Below are 22,704 nucleotides of genomic sequence, written 5' to 3'. Positions count from 1 at the left end.
AATATCCTGTTCATATAACTTGAATGAATTCACAGCCGCGACGGGTAGGCGAACAGCGCCGGGGCGCCGCCGGTGTGCAGGAACAGCAGCGGGCCTTCGGCGAAGCGGCCGTGGGCCACGCCATCGAGCAGGCCGGCCATGGCCTTGCCGGTGTAGACGGGGTCCAGCAGCAGGCCTTCGGTCGCGGCGAGCAGGCGCACCGCATCCAGGGTGCCGGCGTTGGGCTCGCCATAGCGCGGGCCGAAGTAGGCGTCCCACAGGTGCATGGCGAAGTGCGCCGCCAGCGGCCGGCCGAGCAGGTCCGCGGTGCGTTGCGCCAGGCCTTCCACCTTGGGCCGCTGGGTGGCGTCGGGGCGCGAGACGGTAACGCCGATCACCGGGGTTTCCGGCAGCGCTTCGGCCAGCGCCAGGGCCAGCCCGGCGTGGGTGCCGGCGCTGCCGGAAGCGAGCACCACGGCGGCGAAGTGCCGGCCGCCGGCGCGCACCTGCTCGGCCAGCTCCAGGCCGGCACGCACGTAGCCCAGGGCGCCGAGGGCATTGGAGCCGCCGATGGGCACCAGGTAGGGCTTGCGCCCCTGGGCGCGCAGGCGCTCGCAGGCGTCCTGCAGCAGGGCGTCGGCGTCGTCGAGGTTGGCGACCGTTTCCACCTGGGTGCCGAACAGGTCCAGCAGCAGGCGGTTGCCGTTGCCCAGGTAGTTGGCGTCTTCGGTGCCGATGGGGTTTTCCAGCAGGGCCAGGCAGCCCAGGCCCAGGCGCGCGGCCAGCGCCGCGGTCTGGCGCACGTGGTTGGACTGGATGGCGCCGGCGGTCACCAGCACGTCGGCGCCGGCGGCGAGGGCATCGGCGGCGAGGTACTCCAGCTTGCGCACCTTGTTGCCGCCCATGGCCAGCGGGGTGAGGTCGTCGCGCTTGACGAAGAGTTCCCGGCCCAGCTGCGCCGACAGGCGCTCCAGCTTGTCCAGCGGGGTCGGGGCGCCGATCAGGTCGAGGCGGGGGAAGCGGGCGAGGGCGTCGCGCAGGGAGCTCATCGGGATGGGGACCTCGGCGGTACTTGAACGATCCGCCAAGATAGAACGGGGCAGGGGCGCGCGGCAATTCGCCGGCGGGGCTTTTCTTTGCGCCGCGTCTCGACGAGAATTTCACGCCGATTGTTATAAGGTTACATTTTGTTTCCCTGCGCGCCGATGTACCGGCTGGCCCCCTGGCCGCCTCTGGAGTTGTAATGCGAGTCGACCTGGACACCGCGGGCGAGGACCTGCAGGCGCTGCCGCGCTTCCAGCAGGCCGCGGTGCATGCCCGGCGCCTGTTCGCCCTGGCCCTGGGCAGCGGCTTGCTGGCCGCGCTGTTGTTCCTCCTGGCGATCCTCATCGGCCTGTTCGCCGCCCGTTCGCCCTGGCTGCCGCTGCTGTGCAACAACGCCGCGGCCTTGCTGCTGCTGGCCGCGGCGGCGCAGTCGGCCTGGCGCGTCGACGCCTGGCGGGCGCGCGCCCTGGGACAGGAGCCTTCGCTGCGCTGGTTCGGCGGGCGTGAGACGGCGGACGAACCGCTAGCCCCCGAGGCGCTGAGCGCCTATGACCGCTTCCTCGACAGCATCGGCCGTGGCATCCGTTCGCTGCTGCGGCGCATCGGCCCGGGCGCGCTCTGGCTGGCGGGGCTCTGCGTCGCCGCGCTGCTGGTGATCCGCGCCGGCTGGAGCCTGGCGCTGCCGGGCGCCGACCTTGGCCAGGCGGCTTATGTCGGCGCCGGGCTGTTGCTGCTGGGCGCCTTCGGCCTGCTGGTGCTGGAGCGTCACTTCGCCGCCAACGCCGAGGCCCAGTGGCCGGAAGCCGCCGCCCTGGCGCCGCTGCTGCGGCTGGTCATCGCCGTGCAGCTGCTGTCGCTGCCCGGCCTGCTGTTCGCCAGTGCCGACAACCTCTGGCCGGTGCGCCTGCTGGTATTGCTCGGCCTGCTGCCCGCCGCGGTGGCCGTGGAGCTGCTGGCGCGCGCGGTGTTTTCCGCCTTCCTGCCGCAACGTGAGCGCGAGGAGCCGCGCCTGGTCGCCCGCAGCCTGGTGGCCGGGCAATTGCGCTGGCCGCCGCGGCCGCTGCAGTTCCTGCAGGACGAGCTGCAGCAGCGCTTCGGTATCGACCTGCGCCAGGTCTGGGCCTTCGCCTTCATGCGCCGCGCCTTCCTGCCGGTGGCCGCGCTGGTGGCGCTGGTCGGCTGGTTGCTCAGCGGCATACACGAGGTGTCCCTGGACGGCCGTGGCGTCTACGAGCGCTTCGGCAAGCCCGAGGCGGTGCTGCAGCCGGGCCTGCATGTTGGCTTGCCCTGGCCGTTCGGGCGGGTGCTCGCGGTGGAGAACGGCGTGATCCACGAACTGGCCACCTCCGGCGATTCCGCCGTCGCCGACCCGCCGGGCCCGGCCGATGGCCCCGCGCCGGACAGCGCCAACCGCCTGTGGGATGCCTCCCACCGCAGCGAGAAATCCCAGGTGATCGCCAGCGCCGCCGAAGGCAAGCAGAGCTTCCAGGTGGTCAACATGGACGTTCGCTTCGTCTACCGCATCGGCCTGGACGACGCTGCGGCCCTGGCGGCGACCTACAACAGCGCCGACGTGCCGGCGCTGATCCGCAGTACCGCCAGCCGCGTGCTGGTCCATGACTTCGCCTCGCGCACCCTGGACGGCGTCCTCGGCGGCGAGCGCGAGGCCCTGGCGCAGGACATCGGCAAGGCCGTGCAGGCCGACCTCGACGAGCTGCACAGCGGCGTGGAAATCCTCGCCACCGTGGTCGAGGCCATCCACCCGCCGGCCGGCGCGGCGAACGCCTACCATGGTGTGCAGGCGGCGCAGATCACCGCCCAGGCCCTGATCGCCCGTGAGCGCGGCAAGGCCGCCGAGCAGGGCAACGAGGCCCGCCTGGCGGCCAGCCAGGCGGTGGACAAGGCCAATGCCGACGCCCGCGAGACGCTGGCCGCGGCGCGGGCCGCCGACCTGCGCTTCGGCGCCGAGCGCAAGGCCTGGCAGGACGCCGGCCAGTCGTTCCTGCTGGAACAGTATTTCGCCCGCCTGGGCCAGGGCCTGGGCAATGCCAACGCCCTGGTCATCGACCATCGACTGGGCGCCGGCGATGCGCCGACCCTCGACCTGCGCGGCTATTTCACCGCGCCCTTCGACCCGGCGCGCAAGCCGGCCAAACAGGAGCTCGCCCCTTGAGTTCGTCGCACAGCCACGACCACGCGCACCACGACCACGACCATGAGCACGGCCACCACCCTCACGAGCATGAGCACGGCGGCGCCGGGCCCTTGCCCTGGCGGCGCATCGGCCTGGCCGCGCTGCTGGTGCTGTTCGCCGCAGCCACCGCCTGCCTGGTGCAGGTGCGCTCCGGCGAGGCGACCGTGGTCACCCGTTTCGGCAACCCGGTGCGGGTGCTGCTGCAGCCGGGCCTGGCCTGGCGCCTGCCGGTGCCGTTCGAGGCGGCCATCCCGGTGGACCTGCGCCTGCGCACCACCTCCAGCGGCCTGCAGGACGTCGGCACCCGCGATGGCCTGCGCATCATCGTCCAGGCCTACGTGGCCTGGCAGGTGCAGCCCGACGCGGACGACGTGCAGCGCTTCATGCGCGCGGTGCAGAACCAGCCCGACGAGGCGGCGCGGCAGATCCGCACCTTCGTCGGCTCGGCCCTGGAAACCACCGCCAGCGGCTTCGACCTGGCCGACCTGGTGAACACCGACGGCAGCAAGGTGCGCATCGCCGACTTCGAGCAGCGCCTGCGCGGGCAGATCGACAAGACCCTGCGCGACACCTACGGCGTGCGTGTGCTGCAGGTGGGCATCGAACGCCTGACGCTGCCCTCGGTGACCCTCGGCGCCACCGTCGACCGCATGCGCGCCGAGCGCGAGACCATCGCTACCGAGCGCACCGCCGAGGGCAAGCGCAAGGCCGCTGAGATCCGCTCCGCCGCCGAGCGCGACGCGCGCATCCTGCAGGCCGACGCCACGGTCAAGGCCGCCGACATCGAGGCGCAGTCCCGCGTCGAGGCGGCGGACATCTACGCCAAGGCCTACGCCGGTTCGCCCGAGCTGTACAACCTGCTGCGCTCGCTGGATACCCTGGGCACCATCGTCAACTCCGGCACCCGCCTGGTCCTGCGCACCGACGCCGCGCCCTTCCGCGTGCTGGTGGACGGCCCGCCGCAACTGCCGGCGCCCAAGGCGGGCGCGCAGCATGAGTGAGCGCGAGCAGGGCGGCAGCCCCTGGCTGCAGGCCGGGCGCCTGGCGTTCGTCGCGCTCTATGGCGTGACGCTGCTGGCGGCGCTCGGCTGGGCGTTGTCCAACGTCCGCGAGATCGGCCCGGACAGCCGCGCCGTGGTGCTGCGCATGGGCGCCCTGCAGCGCATCGCCAACCCCGGCCTGCTGCTGGCCTGGCCGCGGCCCTTCGAGCAGGTGGTGCTGCTGCCGGCGGCCGAGCGCGTCATCGAGCGCCGGGTGGAAACCCTGCTGCGCTCGGCCCAGGCGCAGAAGACCGACCTCGACGTCAGCCTGGTCAACGATGCCACGGCCGGCTCCGGCTACCTGCTGACCGGTGATGCCGGCGTCGTACAACTGGACGTGCGGGTGTTCTACAAGGTGGTCGACCCCTACGCCTACGTGCTCCAGGGCGAGCACGTGCTGCCGGCGCTCGACCGCCTGGTGGCGCGCAACTCCGTGAGCGTGTGCGCGGCCCGCGACCTGGACACCATCCTGGTCGCCCGCCCCGAACTGGTCGGCAGCGACAGCGCCGTGGCCGAGCGCCGCGAGCGCCTGCGCGGCGACCTGCAGCAGGGCATCAACCAGAGCCTGGCGGCATTGGCCGCCGCCGGCAGCGGGCTGGGCATCGAGATCGAGCGGGTGGACGTGCAGTCCTCGCTGCCGCGCGAGGCGGTGAGCGCCTTCAACGCCGTGCTCACCGCCAGCCAGCTGGCCGAGCAGAACGTCGCCAGCGCGCAGAACGACGCCGCGCGGCAGACCCAGGCGGCCACCCAGGCCGCCGACCGCACCCTGCAGGTGGCCCGCGCCCAGGCCGGCGAGCGCCTGGCCAAGGCCCATGCCGACACCGCGACCATCACCAGCCTGGCCGCCAGCCAGGACCCCGGCCTGCTGCTGCGCCTGTACCGCGAGCGGGTGCCGGGCATCCTCGGCAAGGCCGGCGCGGTCACCACCGTCGACCCCCGCGATGCCGGCCGCCTGATCCTCCAGGGGCCGCAGCCGTGAAGCAATGGGCGGACAGATGTCACACGGACGCGCTAGGCTCGCCGAGGGCCGCAGGCCCGACACCCACATTCCGAGAAAACACCTAGGGCGGGACACTCCATGAACGCTGTCGCTTACCGGCACTCTTCCACTTCGTCGCGGGGCAACCGCTGGCGCCCCCTGGGCGCGCTGCTGCTGGCCCTGGGCCTGCTGCTCGGCGCCGGCAGCGCCGAGGCCGGCCGCGAACTGCCCTCGGGCATGCTGGTGGGCGTGGTGGACAGCGCCAGCTTCCCGGTCATCACCCTCAAGCGGCCCAAGCCCAACCTGCTCAAGCAGGTGGTCAGCCTGGGCCTGTACCAGAAGACCGTGAGCTACCCGGTGGCGGTCTCGGTGCGCATCCGCAACGAGAACAACCTGTTCATCGTCAACGGCCTGATGCCGCAGCTGAAGGACAAGTTCGTCGCCCTGAAGAGCGGCCTCAGCGGCCAGGTCAACCAGATCTGGGTGCTGACCGAGGCCGAGGCCGAGGAATACGTACAGCGCCCGGACACCCGCTTCCCGCCCCGGGCCACCCTCCTCAAGGACGACGAGACCGCGTCGAGCCAATGACCTGAGCGATAGATGAGCGCACACCACCACCACGGCCATCACCATGGCCACAGCCACGGCCACCTCACCGGGGCCATGCTCAGCCGCGACGAGCAGCGCGCCGCCGCCCGCCAACTGAGCCTGGCCATGCTCGCCCTCGGCCTGCTGCTGCTCGGCCTGCTCTGGCGCTGGCTGGCGCCGCAGCAGGAGGGCGTGGCGCAGATGCTGCTGGGCGTCGCCTCGCTGCTGGTGGCGGTGCCGGTGCTGCGCTCGGCCGCCGCCAGCCTGCGCCACCCCAGCCTGCACGGCATCACCGACCAGTTGATCGCCCTGGCCATGCTCGGCGCCTGGGCCACCGGCGACCTGCTGACCGCCGCGCTGCTGCCGATCATCATGATCTTCGGCCACGTGCTGGAAGAGCGCAGCGTGATCGGCTCCCAGGAAGCCATCGAGGCCCTCGGCCGCCTGACCCGCAGCCAGGCCCGGCGCATCCGCGCCGACGGCGCCGTGGAGGAAGTGGACAACGCCCAACTGCGCGCCGGCGACCAGGTGGAAGTGCGCGCCGGCGACCGCGTGCCGGCCGACGGCCGGGTGCTGGACGGCCAGGCCAGCCTGGACACCGCGCCCATCACCGGCGAATCGGTGCCGCTGGAGGCGCAGGCCGGAATGGAAGTCTACGGCGGCGCCATCAACCTCGACGGCCTGCTGCGCATCGAGGTGACGCGCACCGGCGAGGAGTCCACCCTGGGCAAGGTGATCGCCCTGATGCAGCGCGCCGAGCGCGCCAAGCCGCCGATCACCCGCCTGCTGGAGCGTTATGCCGGGCGCTACATGGTGCTGGTGCTGCTGATCGCCGCGGTCACCTGGTTCGTCACCAACGATCCCCAGGCCATGCTCGCCGTGCTGGTCGCCGCCTGCCCCTGCGCCCTGGTGCTGTCTGCGCCGGCCACGGCCATCGCTGGCATCGCCGTGGCGGCGCGCCATGGCATCCTGATCCGCAGTTCGGCCTTCCTCGAAGAGCTGGCCGACCTGACCTCGCTGGTGGTCGACAAGACCGGCACCCTGACCCATGGCAGCCTGCGCCTGCAGGCCCTGCGCGGCGAGCCCGGGGAAGACCCGGCGGAGCTGCGCCAACTGGCCGCCAGCCTGGGCGCGGCCAGCAGCCACCCGGTCAGCCGCGCCCTGGCCGCGCTGGTGCCCCACGATGCCTACCACCCGCTGGAAGACATCCGCGAACGCCAGGGCCTGGGCGTCATCGCCCACACCCCGCAGGGCGAGGCAGCCCTCGGCCGGCCCGAGCTGTTCGCCCAACTGGGCATCGCCACCGCGCCGGTGCCCGAGCACGACGGCCCCATCGCCGGCCTGGCCCTGGGCGGGCGCTTCCGCGCCTGGCTGCTGCTGGCCGACAGCCTGCGCCCGGAAGCGCCGCAGGCCATGGCCGAGCTGCGCGAACTGGGCCTGGGCCGCCAGCTGCTGCTCACCGGCGACCGCCAGAGCGTCGCCGAAGGCGTGGCGCGCGAGGTGGGCATCGCCGAAGTCAGCGCCCAGGCGCTGCCGGAAGACAAGCTGCACCGCGTCGGCGAGGAAATCGACAAGGGCTTCCGCCCGCTGGTGGTGGGCGACGGCATCAACGACTCGCTGGCGCTCAAGGCCGGCGTGGTGGGTGTGGCCATGGGCGCCGGCGGCGCCGACATCGCCCTGGCCTCGGCCGACGTGGTGCTGATCGGCAGCGACCTGCGCCGCCTGGGCACCTGCGTGCGGCTGAGCCGCCAGTGCCGGCGCACCCTGCAGGTGAACGTGGCGATCGGCCTGGGCTGGACCCTGGCGATAGTCGCGGCGGCTGCCTTCGGCCTGCTCGGCGCCGCCGGGGCGATGATCGCCGCCGTGCTGCACAACCTCAGCACCCTGCTGGTGCTGGGCAACGCCGGGCGCCTGCTGCGCTTCGACGAAAGCCTCGGCCAGGCGCGCCCGGCGGGGCCCACCGGGGAGCCGGTCGGCGCCTGAGGAGCAGCGGGCACGGTGCCTATCGGGTATGATGGGCGCCGTTTCCGCATCTTTCACCCGGTCTCTATCATGACTTCCTCGCAACAGCCGCCGCGCGACGACAGCGCGGACACCCCGGCCCAGGCCCCGCTGTCCCTGGCCGAACTGACCCGCGCCGCCCTCGCCGCGCAGAAGGACGCCGCCGCCGGCTACCAGCCGCGCAAGGCCCACGACAAGGATGTACGCCGTCCACCGGCGCCCCGCGGTTCGCGCCGCTCCATGGGCAAGCGCTGACGGCTCCGGCGGGGAGCAAATGGCCGCCGGGCTTGTCGAAACAGGCCCGACATCCTCAGAATGACCGGCTCGCACCTTTGCCGGTCGCAGACAAGGAGAGGCAATGAAAGCGATTCCCCTGTTGCTCGGCGCCAGCCTGCTGGTGCTGGGCGGCTGCAAGACCTTCGGCGGCCACTACGAGATAGACGCCGTCGACGCCAATGGGCAGAAGCTCAACAAGAAATCCTTCCTGGCCCAGGGCAGCGGCATCTACACGGTGCGCAACGCGCTCTGCTCCAGCTATCCCAAGGCCACGGTGATCATCCGTGACATCGACGCCGACCAGGAACTGGAAGGCGAAAGCCCCTACCACTGCAAATGACCATGAAACGACTGCTGCTGATCGGCGTGGGCGCCGGCGACCCCGAGCAACTGACCATTCAGGCGGTCAAGGCATTGAACCGCGCCGACGTGTTCTTCCTGCTCGACAAGGGCGCCAGCAAGAGCAAGCTGCTCGACCTGCGCCGCGACATCTGCGAGCGCTACGTCGAGCGCAGCGATTACCGCGTGGTGGAGGCCGAACTGCCGGAGCGCGAGCGCGGCGTGGCCGACTACGCCGGCAGCGTGGTGGACCTCAACGCGGCCAAGCAGGCGCTGTTCGAGCGGCTGATCGACGAGCACGTGGCCGAAGACGGGTGCGGCGCCTTCCTGGTCTGGGGCGACCCGGCGCTGTATGACAGCAGCATCCGCATCCTCGACGCCATCCTCGCCAGCGGCCGGCTGCGCTTCGATTACGAAGTCATCCCCGGCATCACCAGCGTGCAGGCCCTGGCCGCGCGCCACCGCATCCCGCTCAACCACATAGGCGGCGCGCTGCAGATCACCACCGGCCGCCGCCTGGCCCGCGAAGGCCTGCCCGCCGGCGTGCAGGACGTGGTGGTGATGCTCGACGCCCAGGACAGCTACACCGGCCTGCGCGGCCAGGACCTGGAAATCTTCTGGGGCGCCTACGTCGGCACCCCGGACGAACTGCTGATCGCCGGCCGCCTGGACGAAGTCGCCGAACGCATCCGCGACACGCGCCTGAAGGCCCGCGAGGCCAATGGCTGGATCATGGATACCTATCTGTTGCGGCGGGTGGAGAACCAATAACGTGCGCTCGGTGTTTGCCACGGGTGGCAGTGCCGCCAATGTACGCACTATCGCTTCGGATGCCTGCGCAGACTCGGACCCGATATCGCCATGAAGGCCTATGAACCACCGCTTGCCCTTTCCGCTTCACTGCTGCGATTGGTCGGTGAAATCTGCGAGCGGGTCGGCCGGCTTTCGGTGGGTGGCGACTCGGCATTGACGCCTCAACTACGGCGCGGCAACCGTATCCGTACCATCCAGGCCTCTCTGGCCATCGAAAACAACACCCTCAGCGTCGAGCAGGTCACTGCCGTGCTGGAGGGGAAGCGGGTGCTGGGATTGCCCCGTGAAATCCAGGAAGTGCGCAATGCCTTTCGCGCCTATGAATACCTGCCTTCCTGGCACCCGACCTCTCAACTCGATCTATTGGCAGCCCACGCCAGCCTGATGGAAGGGCTCATCGACGACGCAGGGCATTTTCGACAGGGTGGTGTCGGCATCTACCGGGGTGACCAACTGCTACACATGGCGCCGCCGGCCAACCGTGTCCCGACGCTGGTGGGGCAGTTGCTGGAGTGGCTGGGCCATACGGACTGGCACCCGCTACTGGCGAGTTGTGTTTTTCATTACGAGTTCGAATTCATTCACCCGTTCGCCGATGGCAACGGGCGCATGGGACGACTCTGGCAGACCTTGATACTCAGTCGCTGGAATCCGCTGTTGGCTTACTTGCCCGTGGAGACGGTCATCCATGCCCAGCAGGAGGCCTACTACGCGGCCTTGGCCGAGGCCGATCATGTTGCACAGGCGACGCCCTTCGTTGACTACATGTTGCGGGCATTACTGGCAGCCATGGACGAAGTCGCGCAGACCGAACAAGTAAGCGATCAAGTTACCGACCAAGTAAACGAGAGCGTGCAACAGCTGTTGCAGGCTTTCAACAAGGGAGAAGCCCTCAAGTCCTCGGAAATCATGCGCAGGTTGGGGTTGTCGCACCGGCCAACCTTCCGGAAGAACTACCTGGGGCCGGCGATAGCGTCCGGATTGCTGGAAATGACCCAACCGGATTCTCCGCGCAGTCCCCTGCAGTGTTATCGCTTGACCGATCCGGGTTGGCGCAGGCGAGTTTCCGACTAGCCGTGGCGATGGGTATCGCTTCGCTCAACCCATCCTACGAAAGGCGCTCCGTAGGGCGTATAACCGTTCGCGGTTATACGCCGATACGCCGGGGCCACAGCCAACGCCACGGTTGGCCTTGGCGCCGCCGGGGACCGAGGCCAAACGGCGGATAACGCCGTAGGCGTTATGCGCCCTACGCGCCATGGGGTGCGGTCTTTCACCGCTCGAACTTCTGCGCCTGCCCCTGCTGCAACGTCCAGCCCACCACCTCGGCGGCCAGGCGGTCGGTGGCCTGGCCGAAGGCGCTGACCACTTCCGGCACCTTTTCCCCTGCGGACGGCTGGCGGACCTCGAAGCGTCGCGTCGCGACGATGCGCTGGGTGGCGCTGCGCACCAGGCGGGCTTCGAGGATGACCACCGCTTCCACGCCCTTGTCGCGGTATTCGGCCTGGAAGGCGCGCAGGTCGCCGCCCAGTTCCAGGTCGGCTTGCAGGCTGACTTCGTCGCTGCTCAGGGCCTGGATGCGGCCGTCGGCGCGGAAGGCGTCGAGCAGGCGGTCGCGCAGCAGCGGCGGGGCGCCGTCGGCCCAGCGCGCGCCCTTGTAGACGCTGAGCAGGTCGCCCCTGGGCTGCACGGCGATGCGGTTGCTGTCCAGCACCTGGCTGGCCCTGGGCGCCAGCACCCGCAGCGACCAGTCCACCGCCGGCGTGGCGCGCGGCGGTTGCTGCTGCGCCGGCAGCAGGTAGATGTCCGGGGTCTCCGCCTTGGGCAGGATCGAGCAGGCCCCGAGCAGGGCGGCGAGGGCGCTGTAGCCGAGCAGGCGCAGGGGGGCCTTCATGGTTGGAACTCCTTGGTGCGGTTGCCGCCGAACAGGTAGTTGGTCGGGTTCTCTTCCAGGCGCCGGGTGACCCGCTGCAGGTTTTCCAGGGTGGCGCGCAGTTCGCGCACCGCCGGGCCTATCTCGCCCAGGCCGTTCAGCCCGCCGTTGACCGAGTCGTAGTTGCTGTCGAGCAGGCGCTCGACCTTCTCGCTGCTGCGTTGCAGCGCGGCGAGGGTCTGCTGGGCACTGACCAGCGAATCCTTGCCCTGGCTGCCGAGCAACTGGTTGGCGTTGCCCAGCAGCTGGCTGGCGTTGGCCAGGGTCAGCTTGGCCTGTTCGCTGGCCGCGGCCAGTTCCTGCACGGTGCGGCGGATGTCGCCGCGCTGCTCGGCGATCACCGCGGTGGCCTGGTCGATGTGGTCGAGGGTGCGGCTGATGCGGTCGACGTTTTCCTGGGAGAACATGCGGTTGACGTTGTTGATCAGGTTGCTGACGTTGGTGGCGATGTCCTCGCCGTTGGCCAGCAGCTTGCTCAGCGGCGAGGGGATGGTCTTGATCACCGGCACCTGGCCGTCCTTGCCCACCAGCGGCGGGCTTTCCGGCGAGCCGTTGCTGAGCTGGATGATGGCGGTGCCGGTGACCCCGGTGATGGCCAGCTTGGCGCGGGTGTCCTGGCGGATCGGCGTCTGGTCGAACACGCGGATGCGCGCCAGCACCTTGCGCGGGTCGCGCGGGTCCAGCCGCAGGCTGACCACGTCGCCGACCTTGATCCCGCTGTACTGCACGGTGCCGCCCTGGGACAGGCCGGTCACCGCCTCGGTGAAGATCACGTCGTAGTAGTTGTACTGCTGGTCGCTGCTGTTCTTGGCCAGCCACAGGCCGAAGAGCAGGCCGCCGGCCGCCACCAGCACGGTGAACAGGCCGATGACCACGTGGTGGGCGCGGGTTTCCATTCAGTTCTCCTCCCGCAGGCGGTCCGCCGCCTGCTGCGCGGCACGGCCGCGCGGGCCGTGGAAATAGTCCTGGACCCAGGCGTCGGGGTTGGCCGCCACCTCGTCGAGGCTGCCGACCACCAGCACGCGCTTCTGCGACAGCACGGCGACGCGGTCGCAGATGGTGTAGAGGGTGTCCAGGTCGTGGGTGACCAGGAACACGGTGAGGCCGAAGGCCTCGCGCAGGGTCAGGATCAACTGGTCGAAGGCCGCCGCGCCGATCGGGTCGAGGCCGGCGGTGGGCTCGTCGAGGAACAGGATGTCCGGGTCCAGGGCCAGGGCGCGGGCCAGGGCTGCGCGCTTGACCATGCCGCCGGACAGCTCCGCGGGATACTTGTCGCCGGCCTCCGGCGGCAGCCCGGCCAGGGAGATCTTCACCTTGGCCAGGTACTCGGCGTCGTCGCGGGTGAGCCCGGCGTGCTCGATCAACGGCAGGCAGACGTTCTCGCTGACGGTCAGCGAGGAGAACAGCGCGCCGTTCTGGAACAGCACGCCGAAGCGCCGTTCGATCTTCGAGCGCTGCTCCGGCGGCAGTTCCAGCAGGTTCTGCCCGAACACGTGGATCTGCCCCTCCTGGGGCCGGCGCAGGCCGATGATGGCGCGCAGCAGCACCGACTTGCCGGTGCCGGAGCCGCCGACCACGCCGAGGATTTCGCCGCGGCGCACGTCCAGGTCCAGGTGCTCGTGCACCGCGTGGTCGCCGAAGCGGTTGCACAGGTCGCGGACCTGGATGATGGCTTCTTCGCTCACCAGCCCATCTCCATGAAGAACAGCGCGGCGATGGCGTCGATGAGGATCACCGCGAAGATCGACTGGACCACCGCCGAGGTGGTGTGCTCGCCCACCGACTGCGCGCTGCCGCTGACGCGGAAGCCTTCCAGGCAGCCGATCACGGCGATCACGAAGGCGAACACCGGCGCCTTCACCAGGCCCACCAGGAAGTGCTGCACGGCGATGTCGTTCTGCAGCATGACCATGAACATGCGCGGCGAGATGTCCAGCGACAGCGCGCAGACCACGCCGCCGCCGACGATGCCCGAGAGCATCGCCAGGAAGGTCAGCAGCGGCAGTACCAGCAGCAACGCCAGCACCCGCGGCAGCACCAGCAGTTCCATCGGGTCCAGGCCCAGGGCTCGGATGGCGTCGATCTCCTGGTTCGACTTCATCGAGCCGATCTGCGCGGTGAAGGCGCTGGCGGTGCGCCCGGCGAGGAGGATGGCGGTGAGCAGCACGCCGAACTCGCGCAGGAACGAGAAGCCCACCAGGTCGACGGTGTAGATGGCCGCGCCGAACTTGTTCAGCACGGTGGCGCCGAGGAAGGCCACCACGGCGCCGACCATGAAGGTCAGCAAGGCCACGATGGGCACGGCGTCCAGGCCGGTCTGCTCCATGTGCGCGGCCAGCGAGGTGGGCCGCCAGCGCCGTGGGTTCAGGGCGCAGCGCGCCAGGCTTTCGAGGGTCAGGCCGATGAAGCCGAGCACGCCCACCAGGTCCTTCCAGAAGACCTCCATGGCGCGGCCGATGCGTTCCAGCAGGTCGACCAGGGCGTTGCCTGGCGGCGGCTTCTTCTCGTGCAGGCGGCACTGGGTGATGGAGCTGCCCACCGCGCGCAGCAGGTCGCGGCGCTCCCTGGGCACCTCGGCGGCGATCTCGTCCAGGCGCTGCAGGCCGCTGGCGCCGATCAGGTCGGCGAGCAGGCTGGCGCCGGCGGTGTCGAGGGCGCCGAGCCGGCTGAAGTCGAAGCCCCCGGCGTGGGTCCGCTGGCCGTCGAGGGCGCCGACCTGGCGCTGCAGGTCGGCGAAATGGGCGAGCGTCCAGTCGCCGCTGACTTGCAGCAGGGGCGGGGAGGCGGAGGTGTCCAGGCGCAGCTGGCCGGCTTGAGCGGTTTCGGTCATCCCACGGAGTCTAGCGGAGTTGTGTGACGAGACCATCCGTCGCCTTCCACTCAGGGCGGTTACAGGATGTTTCTTGACATTGTTAGCAAGCTATTTAATAGTTCGGTCAACGATTTTGCCGGTATGTCTGCATGCCTGCCTTCCTCTCGCTGTTCACCGAGTTCTTTCGCGCCGTGCTGCGCCCGCGTCGCACGGACCTGCAGTTCGCCAGCAAGTCGCTGCTGGCCGGCATTCTCGCGCTCTACCTGGCGTTCCGCTTTGAGTTGCAGCAACCGCAATGGGCGCTGGTCACGGTATTCGTGGTCAGCCAGCCGCTGAGCGGCATGGTGTTGGCCAAGAGCGTGTTCCGCCTGCTCGGCACCTGCATTGGCGCCGTGGTTTCGGTGGCGCTGATCGCCCAGTTCGGCCAGGCGCCGCTGCCATTCCTGCTGGCCATGGCCGCCTGGCTGGCGTTCTGCACCGCCGGCGCCTCGCTGCTGCAGAACTTCTCTTCCTACGGTTTCGTGCTCGCCGGCTATACCACGGCGATCATCGCGCTGCCTTCCAGCGCCGCGCCCATGACGGTGTTCGACCAGGCCGTGGCGCGCTGCTCGGAGATCGGCCTGGGCATCCTCTGCGCATCGCTGGTGAGCATCGTGCTCTGGCCGCGGCGCGTGCAGCAGCAATTGGCGGAGCAGGGCAAGGGCGCCTGGGAGACCGGCCTGCAAGCGGCCGCTGCCGAACTGACCGGCGCCGACGAGCGCGGCCCGTTGATCCGCGCCATGGGCCGCATCGTGGCGGTGGACGCGCAGCGCGAACACGCCTGGTTCGAGGGCGAGAGCGGCCGGCGCCGGGCCCAGGCGCTGCGGGTGCTGAACGCCGACCTGCTGGGCCTGCTGCGTGCGGCGCGCAAGGTGGCGCGGGAATGGCGGCTGCTGGACCAGGCCGCGGCGGCCGCGTTGGAGCCCTGGCGGCGCGAGGTCATGGTGCTGCTGGAGAAGGCTGAGTACCGCGCCTTCGACGACTGCCGCGAACGCCTCGGTGCCGCCGCGCGGGAACGCGACAACGCCCAGCAACGCCTGTGCCTGGAATGCCTGGCGCGCACCCTGGAGATGGCCGGCGAGGCCCAGCGCAGCATGCAGGCGCTGGTCTACGGCGAGGCGCCGCGCAACGCGCCGGGGGTGATCGTCTGGCACCGCGACATCGAGCGTGGCCTGCTCTACGGTCTGCGCAGCGCCCTGGCGTTCCTCTGCGTGTCGGCCTTCTGGCTGGCCACGGCCTGGCCCAGCGGCCTGGGCGCGGTGTCCATCACCGGCGTGGTGCTGAGCCTGTTCGCCAGCCGCGACAACCCGGCCGGCGCCGGGCTGAACTTCCTGCGCGGCATCGTCCTGTCGGTACCTTTTGCCGGCGTCGCAGGCCTGGTGATACTGCCGTTGTGCGATGGCTTCCCGGCGTTGGCGCTGGTGCTGGGCGTGCCGCTGTTCATCGCCGCGCTGTGCATGACGCGGCCGCCGATCGCCGCCATCGCCTCGTCCTTCTGCATCTTCTATGTGAAGAACATCGGGCCGAGCAACGAGATGAGCTACGACCTCGGCCACTTCCTCAATTCGGCGCTGGCCACCGTGATCGGCGTGGCCTTCGCCGTGCTGGTGTTCAACCTGGTGCGCCTGGCGCCCGGGCAGCGCCATTACCGCCGCGTGCTGGCGGCCATCCTCGCCGACCTCGCGCGGCTCACCCGCGGTCCGTTGCCGCCGCTGGAGGTCTGGTTCGACGGCCGCAGCGCCGACCGCCTGCTGCGCCTGGCGCAGTTCTACAAGAACCTGCCGGCCGAGCGCCGCGCGCGCTGGCGCGGCGGCCTGCTGGCGCTGGACCTGGGCGACGAGCTGCTGTTCCTGCGCGCGCGCCTGACCGCTGCCCGCGGCCCCGTGCGCCGGGCCCGCGACGCCTACCTGCTGTGTTTGCACGACCTGTTGCTCGCCGGCGGCCCGCGCGCCGGCCGCGAGCAGGCCCTGGAGGCGGCCAGCGTGGCGCTGTTCAAGGCCCTGGAAAACGACCACCGGCTGCCGGCCGAGGACCGCGAACTGGCTCGCGCCACCCTGGTCCAGCTGCAGTTCATCTGGCTGCGCTGGTGCCGCCAGGACCCGGCCGCCGCGCCCGCGCAGCAGGCGCGACCCATCGCCGCCTCCGATTGACCGGCCACCCCGCCTGCCTCTAAGCTGCGCGCCTGCTACAGGTGCCCTCGGCCATGGCCGAAGGTGAAACAGGGAAGCCGGTGCAACCGAGCCAATTCGGTCATTCCGGCGCTGCCCCCGCAACGGTAGGCGAGTCACGCGGACGCAACAGCCACTGTGCCAACGGCATGGGAAGGCGCAGCCGCAGAGGTCCGGTGACCTTCACTCGCGAGCCCGGAGACCGGCCCGTAGCGACGACGACGCGCAGGAAGCCGTCGGGCGCTGCCCAGGCCGCGCTCCGATCGCCCCGCGTCATCCCGGTTTACTAGCCGCGCGGGTGAGAGCGGTGGAGCGATCAGGCAGATGAGCATTCTCCTTCCAGCCACGGCCCCGCGCCGCGCGGCTGCTTTCCGTCGTCCCCCCCGCACGCCCCTTCAGCCCCGGTGCCCAGGCATCGCGAGCACGGCCGCCTTCGGCCAGGAGACCCAACGATGAGCGAATCCCCGGAAAAGGACGAGCGCCACCGCGCGCGCATGCAGCGCAAGAAGGACGTGATCGACGAGAAGATCGCCCAGGCCCGGGACGAGCGCGGCGTGCTGCTGGTGCTCACCGGCAACGGCAAGGGCAAGAGCAGCTCGGCCTTCGGCATGCTCGCCCGCGCCCTCGGCCACGGCATGCAGGCCGGCGTGGTGCAGTTCATCAAGGGCGCCGCGAGCACCGGCGAGGAAGCCTTCTTCCGCCGCTTCCCCGAGCAGGTGCGCTACCACGTGATGGGCGAGGGCTTCACCTGGGAGACCCAGGACCGCCGGCGCGACATCGAGAAAGCCCGGCAGGCCTGGGACGTGGCCCGCGAGCTGCTGGCCGACCCGGCCGTCGGCCTGGTGCTGCTGGACGAGCTGAACATCGCCCTCAAGCACGGCTACCTGGAACTGGACGCCGTGCTGGCCGACATCGCCGCGCGCCCGGCGCACCAGCACGTGGTGGTCACCGGCCGCGCCGCCCAGCAGGGCATGATCGACGCCGCCGACACCGTCACCGAGATGGGCCTGGTCAAGCACGCCTTCAAGGCCGGCATCAAGGCGCAGAAAGGGGTGGAGTTCTGATGACCCGGGCGCGCCAGTGCCCGGCGCTGCTGATCGCCGCTCCCGCCTCGGGGCAGGGCAAGACTACCGTCACCGCCGCCCTGGCCCGCCTGCACGCGCGCCAGGGGCGCCGGGTGCGGGTGTTCAAGGTCGGCCCGGACTTCCTCGACCCGATGATCCTCGCCCGCGCCAGCGGCGCGCCCGTGCACCAGCTCGACCTGTGGATGGTCGGCGAGGCGCAGAGCCGCCGGCTGCTCTGGGAAGCGGCGGGGGAGGCCGAGCTGATTCTCATCGAAGGGGTGATGGGCCTGTTCGACGGCACGCCCTCGGCGGCCGACCTGGCGCGCACCTTCGATGTGCCGGTGCTCGGCGTGATCAACGGCCAGGCCATGGCGCAGACCTTCGGCGCCCTGGCCGTGGGCCTGGCCACCTACCAGCCGGGCCTGCCGTTCTCCGGCGTGCTCGGCAACCGCGTCGGCAGCCAGCGCCACAGCGACCTGCTGCGCGACAGCCTGCCGGAGTGGATCCGCTGGTACGGCGCGCTGCCGCGCAGCGCCGACCTGGAGCTGCCCAGCCGCCACCTGGGCCTGGTGCAGGCCGAGGAACTGGCCGACCTGGACGCGCGCCTGGACGCCGCCGCCGACGCCCTGGCCGCCAGCAGCGCGGTGGACCTGCCGCCGCCGGTGAGCTTCGCGGCGCCCACCGAGCACGAACTGCAAGCGTCCCTGGCCGGCGTGCGCATCGGCGTGGCGCGGGATGCCGCCTTCGCCTTCCTCTACCAGGCCAACCTCGACCTACTGCGCGAGTTGGGCGCCGAGCTGAAGTTCTTCTCGCCGCTCACCGACGAATACTTGCCGGAGGTGGATAGCCTCTATCTACCCGGCGGCTATCCGGAACTGCACCTGGTGCAGCTGGAGAACAACCGAGCCATGGCCGAGGCCATCCGCGCCCACCACGCCGCCGGCAAGCCGCTGCTGGCCGAGTGCGGCGGCATGCTCTACCTGCTCGATGGCCTGACCGATGCCGAGGGCCGCAGCGGTCGGCTGCTCGGTCTGCTGCCCGGCCGCGCCACCCTGCAGAAGCGCCTGGCCGCCCTGGCCCTGCAGGAAGTGGAACTGCCGGAAGGCCCGCTGCGCGGCCACACCTTCCACCATTCACTGCTGGACAGCCAACTGGAGCCGGTCCTGCGCGGCACCTGCCCGAACGCCAAGCCGGTGGCCGAGGCGGTGTTCCGCCTGGGCCGCCTGACCGCGTCCTATATCCACTTCTACCTGCCGTCGAACCCGGCGGCCGCCGCCGCGATCTTCCGCCCATGAACGAGCACGCCTACAGCCCCGAGGAACGCGCGGCCATCTACCGCGCCATCGCCGAGCGCCGCGACATGCGCCACTTCAGCGGCGGCGAGGTGGCCCCGGCGCTGCTGGCGCGGCTGCTGGAGGCGGCGCACCAGGCCCCCAGCGTCGGCCTGATGCAGCCCTGGCGCTTCATCCGCATCACCCGCCCGGCACTGCGCGAGGCCATCCACGGCCTGGTGGAGGCGGAGCGGGTGAAGACCGCCGAGGCTCTGGGCGAGCGTGCCGAGGAATTCATGCGGCTGAAGGTCGAAGGCATCCGCGACTGCGCCGAGCTGCTGGTGGCGGCCCTGGCGGACGGTCGCGAGGCCCACGTCTTCGGCCGCCGCACCCTGCCGCAGATGGACCTGGCCTCGCTGGCCTGCGCCATCCAGAACCTCTGGCTGGCGGCCCGCGCCGAAGGCCTGGGGTTGGGCTGGGTGTCGCTGTTCGATCCCGCCGCCCTGGGCGAACTGCTCGGCCTGCCGGCGGGCAGCGAGGCGGTGGCGGTGCTCTGCCTGGGCCCGGTGGCGGAGTTCTACCCGGCGCCCATGCTGGCCCTGGAAGGCTGGCGCCAGCCACGTCCGCTGAACGAACTGCTTTATGAAAATCACTGGGGAGAACGCCCATGAGCCTGGCCCTGCTGAGTGTCGCCAGCGTGGCCCTGGACGGCCTGCTGGGCGAGCCGAAGCGCTGGCACCCGCTGGTAGCCTTCGGTCGCCTGGCCGACCGGCTGGAGCGCCGCTTCAACCGTTCGCGTACGCCGGACCTGCCGGTTGGCAGCGTCGACTCCCTCGCCCTTCAGGGGGGGCCGCCTTCCGGAGAGGGCCGGGGAGAGGGCGCTCTTCTTCCAACTTCCCCAATCTCCGATAACCACACCCCCGGCCTAGGCTGGCGCAGCCACGGCGTCACCGCCTGGGCCCTGGCCGTGCTGCCGCTGACCTTCCTCACCTGGCTGCTGACCCTGGTCCCGCACCTCGGCTGGCTGGTCTCCGCCATCGCCCTCTACGCCGCCATCGGCCTGCGCAGCCTGGGCGAGCACGCCGAACCCGTGGCCCTGGCCCTGCGCGACGGCGACCTGCCCGAGGCGCGCAAGCGTGTGGGCTATATGGTCAGCCGCGAGACCGCCGAACTGGACGACAGCGCGGTGGCCAAGGCCGCCACCGAATCGGTGCTGGAGAACGGCAGCGACGCGGTGTTCGCCGCGCTCTTCTGGTTCGCCGTGGCCGGCGCGCCGGGCGTGGTGCTGTACCGCCTGAGCAACACCCTGGACGCCATGTGGGGCTACCGCAACCCGCGCTTCGAACGCTTCGGCTGGGCCGCGGCGAAGATCGACGACGCCCTCAACTACATCCCCGCGCGCCTGGTCGCGCTGACCTACGCGCTGCTCGGCAACACCCGCCTGGCCCTGCGCAGCTGGCGCCGCCAGGCGCCGCAATGGGACAGCCCCAACGCCGGCCCGGTGATGGCCGCCGGCGCCGGTGCGCTCGGCGTGGCCCTGGGCGGCAACGCCGTCTACCACGGCGAACTGCACGAACGCCCGCAACTGGGCGAAGGCCCGGCGCCAGGCGCCCGCGACATCTGGCGGGCCCTGGCCCTGGTGCGCCAGGGCGTGCTGCTGTGGCTGCTGGCGATCCTCGGCCTGGGGGCGCTGCTGCATGCTTGAGCACGGCGGGAAGCTGCGCGCGGCCGCGCAGCGCTACGGCATAGCGCTGGAGGACTGGCTCGACCTGTCCACCGGCATCGCGCCCTGGCCCTGGCCGCTGGCGGACATCCCCGCCAGCGCCTGGCAGCGCCTGCCGGAAGACGACGACGGCCTGGAGCAGGCCGCGCGCGACTACTACGGCTGTGGCTCATTGCTGCCGCTGCCCGGCAGCCAGGCGGCGATCCAGGCCTTGCCGCGCCTGCGCGCACCGGGCCGGGTCGGCGTGCTCGCGCCTTGCTACGCCGAACATGCGGCAGCCTGGAAACAGCATGGCCATGAACTGCTGGAACTGGCCGACGATGAGGTGGACGGCCTGGTCGACCAGCTCGACGTGCTGCTGCTGGTCAACCCCAACAACCCCACCGGCCGACGCTTCGACTGCCAACGCCTGCTGGCCTGGCATGAGCGCCTGCGGGCCCGCGGTGGCTGGCTGGTGGTGGACGAGGCCTTCATGGACTGCACCCCCGGGCACAGCCTGCTGCCTCTGGCCGGCGGCCAGCCGGGCCTGGTGGTGCTGCGTTCTCTGGGCAAGTTCTTCGGCCTGGCCGGCGCGCGCCTGGGCTTCGCCTTCGCCGAGCCATCGCTGCTGCGGGGCCTGGCCGAGCTGCTCGGGCCCTGGGCGGTGAGCGGGCCGACGCGCTGGGTGGCCCGGCACGCCCTGGCCGACCATGCGCGGCAAGGTGAACGCCGCGCAGCGCTGGAACAGGCCGGCGCACGCCTGGCCGCGCTTCTGAAAACGCACCGGTTGCTGACCCAGGGCACCGCGCTGTTCCAGTGGCTTGCCTACCCTCGGGCCGGCGAACTGCACGAGCACCTGGCCCGCCGCGGCATCCTCGTGCGCCTCTTCGACACCCCGCCGAGCCTGCGCTTCGGCCTGCCCGCCGACGAAGCCGGCTGGCAGCGCCTGGGCCAGGCCCTCGGCGAATGGAGCCCGACATGACCACCGGCACTACTTTAATGGTGCAGGGCACCACCTCCGACGCCGGCAAAAGCACCCTGGTGACCGCGCTGTGCCGCTGGCTGCGTCGCCAGGGCGTGGCGGTGGCGCCGTTCAAGCCGCAGAACATGGCGCTGAACAGCGCGGTGACGGCCGACGGCGGCGAGATCGGCCGCGCCCAGGCGGTGCAGGCCCAGGCCTGCCACCTGGCGCCGCACACCGACATGAACCCGGTGCTGCTCAAGCCCAACAGCGACGTGGGCGCCCAGGTGATCATCCACGGCCGCGCGGTGACCAGCATGAACGCCGCCGCCTACCACGACTACAAGAGGGTCGCCAAACAGGCCGTGCTGGAGTCCCACCAGCGCCTGCTCGATGCCTACCAGGTGGTGATGGTGGAAGGCGCCGGCTCCCCGGCGGAGATCAACCTGCGCGCCAACGACATCGCCAACATGGGCTTCGCCGAGGCGGTGGATTGCCCGGTGATCCTCATCGCCGACATCGACCGCGGCGGCGTCTTCGCCCATCTGGTCGGCACCCTGGAGCTGCTTTCCGAAAGCGAGCGGGCGCGGGTGAAGGGCTTCGTCATCAACCGCTTCCGCGGCGACATCGCCCTGCTGCAGCCGGGCCTGGACTGGCTGGAGGAACGCACCGGCATCCCGGTGCTCGGCGTGCTGCCCTACCTGATGGACTTCCACCTGGAAGCCGAGGACGCCATCGACACCCGCCAGGCCGCCAAGGCCGGGGAAAGCCTCAAGGTGGCGGTGCCGGTGCTGCCGCGCATCAGCAACCACACCGACTTCGACCCGCTGCGCCTGCACCCGCAGGTGCAACTGACCTTCGTCGGCCCCGGCCAGCCGCTGCCGGCGGCGGACCTGGTCATCCTGCCCGGCTCCAAGAGCGTGCGGGCCGACCTGGCCTTCCTCCGCGCCCAGGGCTGGGACGCCGCCATCGAGCGCCACCTGCGCTACGGCGGCAAGCTGCTGGGCATCTGCGGCGGCTTGCAGATGCTCGGCCGCACGCTGTCCGACCCCCACGGCCTGGAAGGCGCCGCCGGCGGCAGCGCCGGCCTCGGCTGGCTGGAGCTGGACACCGTGCTGGAACCGGAGAAGCAACTGCGCAACGTCCGTGGCCGACTGGCCCTGGAAGACGCCGAGGTCGGTGGCTACGAAATCCACGCCGGCGTCACCAGCGGGCCGGCATTGGAGAGCCCTGCGGTGCGCCTGGACGATGGCCGCTGCGACGGTGCGCTCAGCGCCGATGGCCAGGTCATGGGCACCTACCTGCACGGCCTGTTCGAGTCCCCCGCCGCCTGCGCCGCGCTGCTGCGCTGGGCCGGCCTGGGCGAAGTGCAACAGCTGGACTACCACGCCCTGCGCGAGCGCGACATCGAGCGCCTGGCGGACCAGGTGGAGGCGTATCTGGACACGCAGAAGCTGAAATCCCTATGTGGCCTTTGAGCCGGGGGCAATCGATGGGTATC

21 protein-coding genes and 1 riboswitch are annotated in these 22,704 nt (G+C 70.9%); of the genes, 16 read left to right on the top strand and 5 right to left on the bottom strand.

Translation table 11 applies throughout. From position 1 onward, the window contains the following. Nucleotides 1–29: 29 nt before the first annotated feature. Nucleotides 30–1,028 (bottom strand): D-cysteine desulfhydrase, encoded by a 999-nt coding sequence (locus QSJ95_RS11665; protein WP_285642504.1) that lies wholly within the window; start codon nucleotides 1,026–1,028, stop codon nucleotides 30–32. Nucleotides 1,029–1,222: 194 nt separating this feature from the next. Here QSJ95_RS11665 and hflK (QSJ95_RS11660) point away from each other — a divergent pair, with 194 nt between their 5' ends. The 9 genes from hflK (QSJ95_RS11660) (at nucleotide 1,223) to QSJ95_RS11620 (ending at nucleotide 10,327) form a co-directional block, all read left to right on the top strand. Next, nucleotides 1,223–3,196 carry a protease modulator HflK gene (gene hflK, locus QSJ95_RS11660; RefSeq protein WP_285642503.1) on the top strand — a complete coding sequence of 658 codons (1,974 nt, stop codon included), beginning with the start codon at nucleotides 1,223–1,225 and terminating at the stop codon, nucleotides 3,194–3,196. Further along, nucleotides 3,193–4,218, top strand: a complete 1,026-nt coding sequence (gene hflC / locus QSJ95_RS11655) for a protease modulator HflC (RefSeq protein WP_285642500.1) — start codon at nucleotides 3,193–3,195, stop codon at nucleotides 4,216–4,218. Before hflK (QSJ95_RS11660) ends, hflC begins: the two co-directional genes overlap by 4 nt. Continuing rightward, on the top strand, nucleotides 4,211–5,236 hold the full coding sequence (hflK, locus tag QSJ95_RS11650; RefSeq protein WP_285642499.1) for a protease modulator HflK: 1,026 nt from the start codon (nucleotides 4,211–4,213) through the stop codon (nucleotides 5,234–5,236). The genes hflC and hflK (QSJ95_RS11650) overlap by 8 nt, the downstream gene beginning before the upstream one ends. Before the next feature lie 99 nt (nucleotides 5,237–5,335). Beyond that, nucleotides 5,336–5,824 (top strand): hypothetical protein, encoded by a 489-nt coding sequence (locus tag QSJ95_RS11645; protein ID WP_009618457.1) that lies wholly within the window; start codon nucleotides 5,336–5,338, stop codon nucleotides 5,822–5,824. A 12-nt stretch (nucleotides 5,825–5,836) separates the two neighbouring features. Continuing rightward, entirely contained in the window at nucleotides 5,837–7,807 is a 1,971-nt protein-coding gene (locus tag QSJ95_RS11640) for a cation-translocating P-type ATPase (RefSeq protein ID WP_285642494.1), read from the top strand. Nucleotides 7,808–7,876: 69 nt separating this feature from the next. Continuing rightward, nucleotides 7,877–8,080, top strand: a complete 204-nt coding sequence (locus QSJ95_RS11635; protein ID WP_009618454.1) for a hypothetical protein — start codon at nucleotides 7,877–7,879, stop codon at nucleotides 8,078–8,080. A 103-nt stretch (nucleotides 8,081–8,183) separates the two neighbouring features. Continuing rightward, the gene (locus tag QSJ95_RS11630) at nucleotides 8,184–8,441 is read left to right on the top strand and encodes a hypothetical protein (RefSeq protein WP_009618451.1); all 258 of its coding nucleotides are present in this window, start codon (nucleotides 8,184–8,186) and stop codon (nucleotides 8,439–8,441) included. A 2-nt stretch (nucleotides 8,442–8,443) separates the two neighbouring features. Beyond that, nucleotides 8,444–9,211 carry a precorrin-6A synthase (deacetylating) gene (cobF, locus tag QSJ95_RS11625; RefSeq protein WP_285642491.1) on the top strand — a complete coding sequence of 256 codons (768 nt, stop codon included), beginning with the start codon at nucleotides 8,444–8,446 and terminating at the stop codon, nucleotides 9,209–9,211. 90 nt (nucleotides 9,212–9,301) lie between these two features. Next, entirely contained in the window at nucleotides 9,302–10,327 is a 1,026-nt protein-coding gene (locus QSJ95_RS11620; RefSeq protein WP_285642490.1) for a Fic family protein, read from the top strand. Nucleotides 10,328–10,526: 199 nt separating this feature from the next. Here the strand turns inward: QSJ95_RS11620 and QSJ95_RS11615 are convergent, their stop codons facing one another. From QSJ95_RS11615 to QSJ95_RS11600, 4 genes are read right to left on the bottom strand one after another with little or no spacing between them, the layout of a single operon-like run. Next, nucleotides 10,527–11,147 (bottom strand): ABC-type transport auxiliary lipoprotein family protein, encoded by a 621-nt coding sequence (locus tag QSJ95_RS11615; RefSeq protein ID WP_285642489.1) that lies wholly within the window; start codon nucleotides 11,145–11,147, stop codon nucleotides 10,527–10,529. Continuing rightward, on the bottom strand, nucleotides 11,144–12,082 hold the full coding sequence (locus tag QSJ95_RS11610) for an MlaD family protein (RefSeq protein ID WP_009618444.1): 939 nt from the start codon (nucleotides 12,080–12,082) through the stop codon (nucleotides 11,144–11,146). Before QSJ95_RS11610 ends, QSJ95_RS11615 begins: the two co-directional genes overlap by 4 nt. Further along, complete coding sequence (locus QSJ95_RS11605) at nucleotides 12,083–12,874, bottom strand: ABC transporter ATP-binding protein (RefSeq protein WP_178132241.1); 792 nt, start codon at nucleotides 12,872–12,874, stop codon at nucleotides 12,083–12,085. After that, nucleotides 12,868–14,016, bottom strand: a complete 1,149-nt coding sequence (locus QSJ95_RS11600; RefSeq protein ID WP_024128234.1) for an MlaE family ABC transporter permease — start codon at nucleotides 14,014–14,016, stop codon at nucleotides 12,868–12,870. Before QSJ95_RS11600 ends, QSJ95_RS11605 begins: the two co-directional genes overlap by 7 nt. Nucleotides 14,017–14,147: 131 nt before the next feature. Here QSJ95_RS11600 and QSJ95_RS11595 point away from each other — a divergent pair, with 131 nt between their 5' ends. From QSJ95_RS11595 to QSJ95_RS11565, 7 genes are all read left to right on the top strand, one after another. After that, complete coding sequence (locus tag QSJ95_RS11595) at nucleotides 14,148–16,187, top strand: FUSC family protein (protein ID WP_285642488.1); 2,040 nt, start codon at nucleotides 14,148–14,150, stop codon at nucleotides 16,185–16,187. A gap of 22 nt (nucleotides 16,188–16,209) precedes the next feature. Beyond that, nucleotides 16,210–16,430: riboswitch (cobalamin riboswitch) on the top strand. Between the two features lie 227 nt (nucleotides 16,431–16,657). Continuing rightward, nucleotides 16,658–17,269, top strand: coding sequence for a cob(I)yrinic acid a,c-diamide adenosyltransferase (cobO, locus tag QSJ95_RS11590; RefSeq protein WP_009618438.1), 612 nt, complete (start codon nucleotides 16,658–16,660; stop codon nucleotides 17,267–17,269). Then, nucleotides 17,269–18,564 carry a cobyrinic acid a,c-diamide synthase CobB gene (locus tag QSJ95_RS11585; protein WP_285642487.1) on the top strand — a complete coding sequence of 432 codons (1,296 nt, stop codon included), beginning with the start codon at nucleotides 17,269–17,271 and terminating at the stop codon, nucleotides 18,562–18,564. Before cobO ends, QSJ95_RS11585 begins: the two co-directional genes overlap by 1 nt. Further along, on the top strand, nucleotides 18,561–19,211 hold the full coding sequence (gene bluB / locus QSJ95_RS11580) for a 5,6-dimethylbenzimidazole synthase (protein ID WP_285642486.1): 651 nt from the start codon (nucleotides 18,561–18,563) through the stop codon (nucleotides 19,209–19,211). The genes QSJ95_RS11585 and bluB overlap by 4 nt, the downstream gene beginning before the upstream one ends. Beyond that, a complete protein-coding gene (gene cbiB, locus QSJ95_RS11575; RefSeq protein ID WP_285642485.1) occupies nucleotides 19,208–20,245 on the top strand; it encodes an adenosylcobinamide-phosphate synthase CbiB in 1,038 nt (345 codons plus the stop codon). Before bluB ends, cbiB begins: the two co-directional genes overlap by 4 nt. After that, nucleotides 20,238–21,224, top strand: a complete 987-nt coding sequence (gene cobD / locus QSJ95_RS11570; RefSeq protein ID WP_285642484.1) for a threonine-phosphate decarboxylase CobD — start codon at nucleotides 20,238–20,240, stop codon at nucleotides 21,222–21,224. Before cbiB ends, cobD begins: the two co-directional genes overlap by 8 nt. Then, a complete protein-coding gene (locus QSJ95_RS11565) occupies nucleotides 21,221–22,681 on the top strand; it encodes a cobyric acid synthase (protein WP_285642483.1) in 1,461 nt (486 codons plus the stop codon). Before cobD ends, QSJ95_RS11565 begins: the two co-directional genes overlap by 4 nt. Nucleotides 22,682–22,704 lie beyond the last annotated feature (23 nt).

Origin of the sequence: Pseudomonas sp. NBRC 100443 (genome assembly GCF_030268185.1) — a bacterium.
GTDB lineage: Bacteria > Pseudomonadota > Gammaproteobacteria > Pseudomonadales > Pseudomonadaceae > Pseudomonas > Pseudomonas citronellolis.
This window is presented reverse-complemented; position numbering and strand designations above follow the sequence as displayed.

Excerpts from the sequence above, each read along its gene's own strand:
- QSJ95_RS11620 (WP_285642490.1), top strand. The coding sequence starts at position 9,302 with ATGAAGGCCTATGAACCACCGCTTGCCCTTTCCGCTTCACTGCTGCGA.
- QSJ95_RS11640 (WP_285642494.1), top strand. The coding sequence starts at position 5,837 with ATGAGCGCACACCACCACCACGGCCATCACCATGGCCACAGCCACGGC.
- cobF (WP_285642491.1), top strand. The coding sequence starts at position 8,444 with ATGAAACGACTGCTGCTGATCGGCGTGGGCGCCGGCGACCCCGAGCAA.
- cobD (WP_285642484.1), top strand. The coding sequence starts at position 20,238 with ATGCTTGAGCACGGCGGGAAGCTGCGCGCGGCCGCGCAGCGCTACGGC.
- QSJ95_RS11615 (WP_285642489.1), bottom strand. The coding sequence starts at position 11,147 with ATGAAGGCCCCCCTGCGCCTGCTCGGCTACAGCGCCCTCGCCGCCCTG.
- QSJ95_RS11630 (WP_009618451.1), top strand. The coding sequence starts at position 8,184 with ATGAAAGCGATTCCCCTGTTGCTCGGCGCCAGCCTGCTGGTGCTGGGC.
- QSJ95_RS11600 (WP_024128234.1), bottom strand. The coding sequence starts at position 14,016 with ATGACCGAAACCGCTCAAGCCGGCCAGCTGCGCCTGGACACCTCCGCC.
- hflK (WP_285642503.1), top strand. The coding sequence starts at position 1,223 with ATGCGAGTCGACCTGGACACCGCGGGCGAGGACCTGCAGGCGCTGCCG.
- QSJ95_RS11665 (WP_285642504.1), bottom strand. The coding sequence starts at position 1,028 with ATGAGCTCCCTGCGCGACGCCCTCGCCCGCTTCCCCCGCCTCGACCTG.
- QSJ95_RS11635 (WP_009618454.1), top strand. The coding sequence starts at position 7,877 with ATGACTTCCTCGCAACAGCCGCCGCGCGACGACAGCGCGGACACCCCG.
- cbiB (WP_285642485.1), top strand. The coding sequence starts at position 19,208 with ATGAGCCTGGCCCTGCTGAGTGTCGCCAGCGTGGCCCTGGACGGCCTG.
- QSJ95_RS11595 (WP_285642488.1), top strand. The coding sequence starts at position 14,148 with ATGCCTGCCTTCCTCTCGCTGTTCACCGAGTTCTTTCGCGCCGTGCTG.
- QSJ95_RS11610 (WP_009618444.1), bottom strand. The coding sequence starts at position 12,082 with ATGGAAACCCGCGCCCACCACGTGGTCATCGGCCTGTTCACCGTGCTG.
- bluB (WP_285642486.1), top strand. The coding sequence starts at position 18,561 with ATGAACGAGCACGCCTACAGCCCCGAGGAACGCGCGGCCATCTACCGC.
- QSJ95_RS11645 (WP_009618457.1), top strand. The coding sequence starts at position 5,336 with ATGAACGCTGTCGCTTACCGGCACTCTTCCACTTCGTCGCGGGGCAAC.
- hflK (WP_285642499.1), top strand. The coding sequence starts at position 4,211 with ATGAGTGAGCGCGAGCAGGGCGGCAGCCCCTGGCTGCAGGCCGGGCGC.
- QSJ95_RS11585 (WP_285642487.1), top strand. The coding sequence starts at position 17,269 with ATGACCCGGGCGCGCCAGTGCCCGGCGCTGCTGATCGCCGCTCCCGCC.
- QSJ95_RS11565 (WP_285642483.1), top strand. The coding sequence starts at position 21,221 with ATGACCACCGGCACTACTTTAATGGTGCAGGGCACCACCTCCGACGCC.
- cobO (WP_009618438.1), top strand. The coding sequence starts at position 16,658 with ATGAGCGAATCCCCGGAAAAGGACGAGCGCCACCGCGCGCGCATGCAG.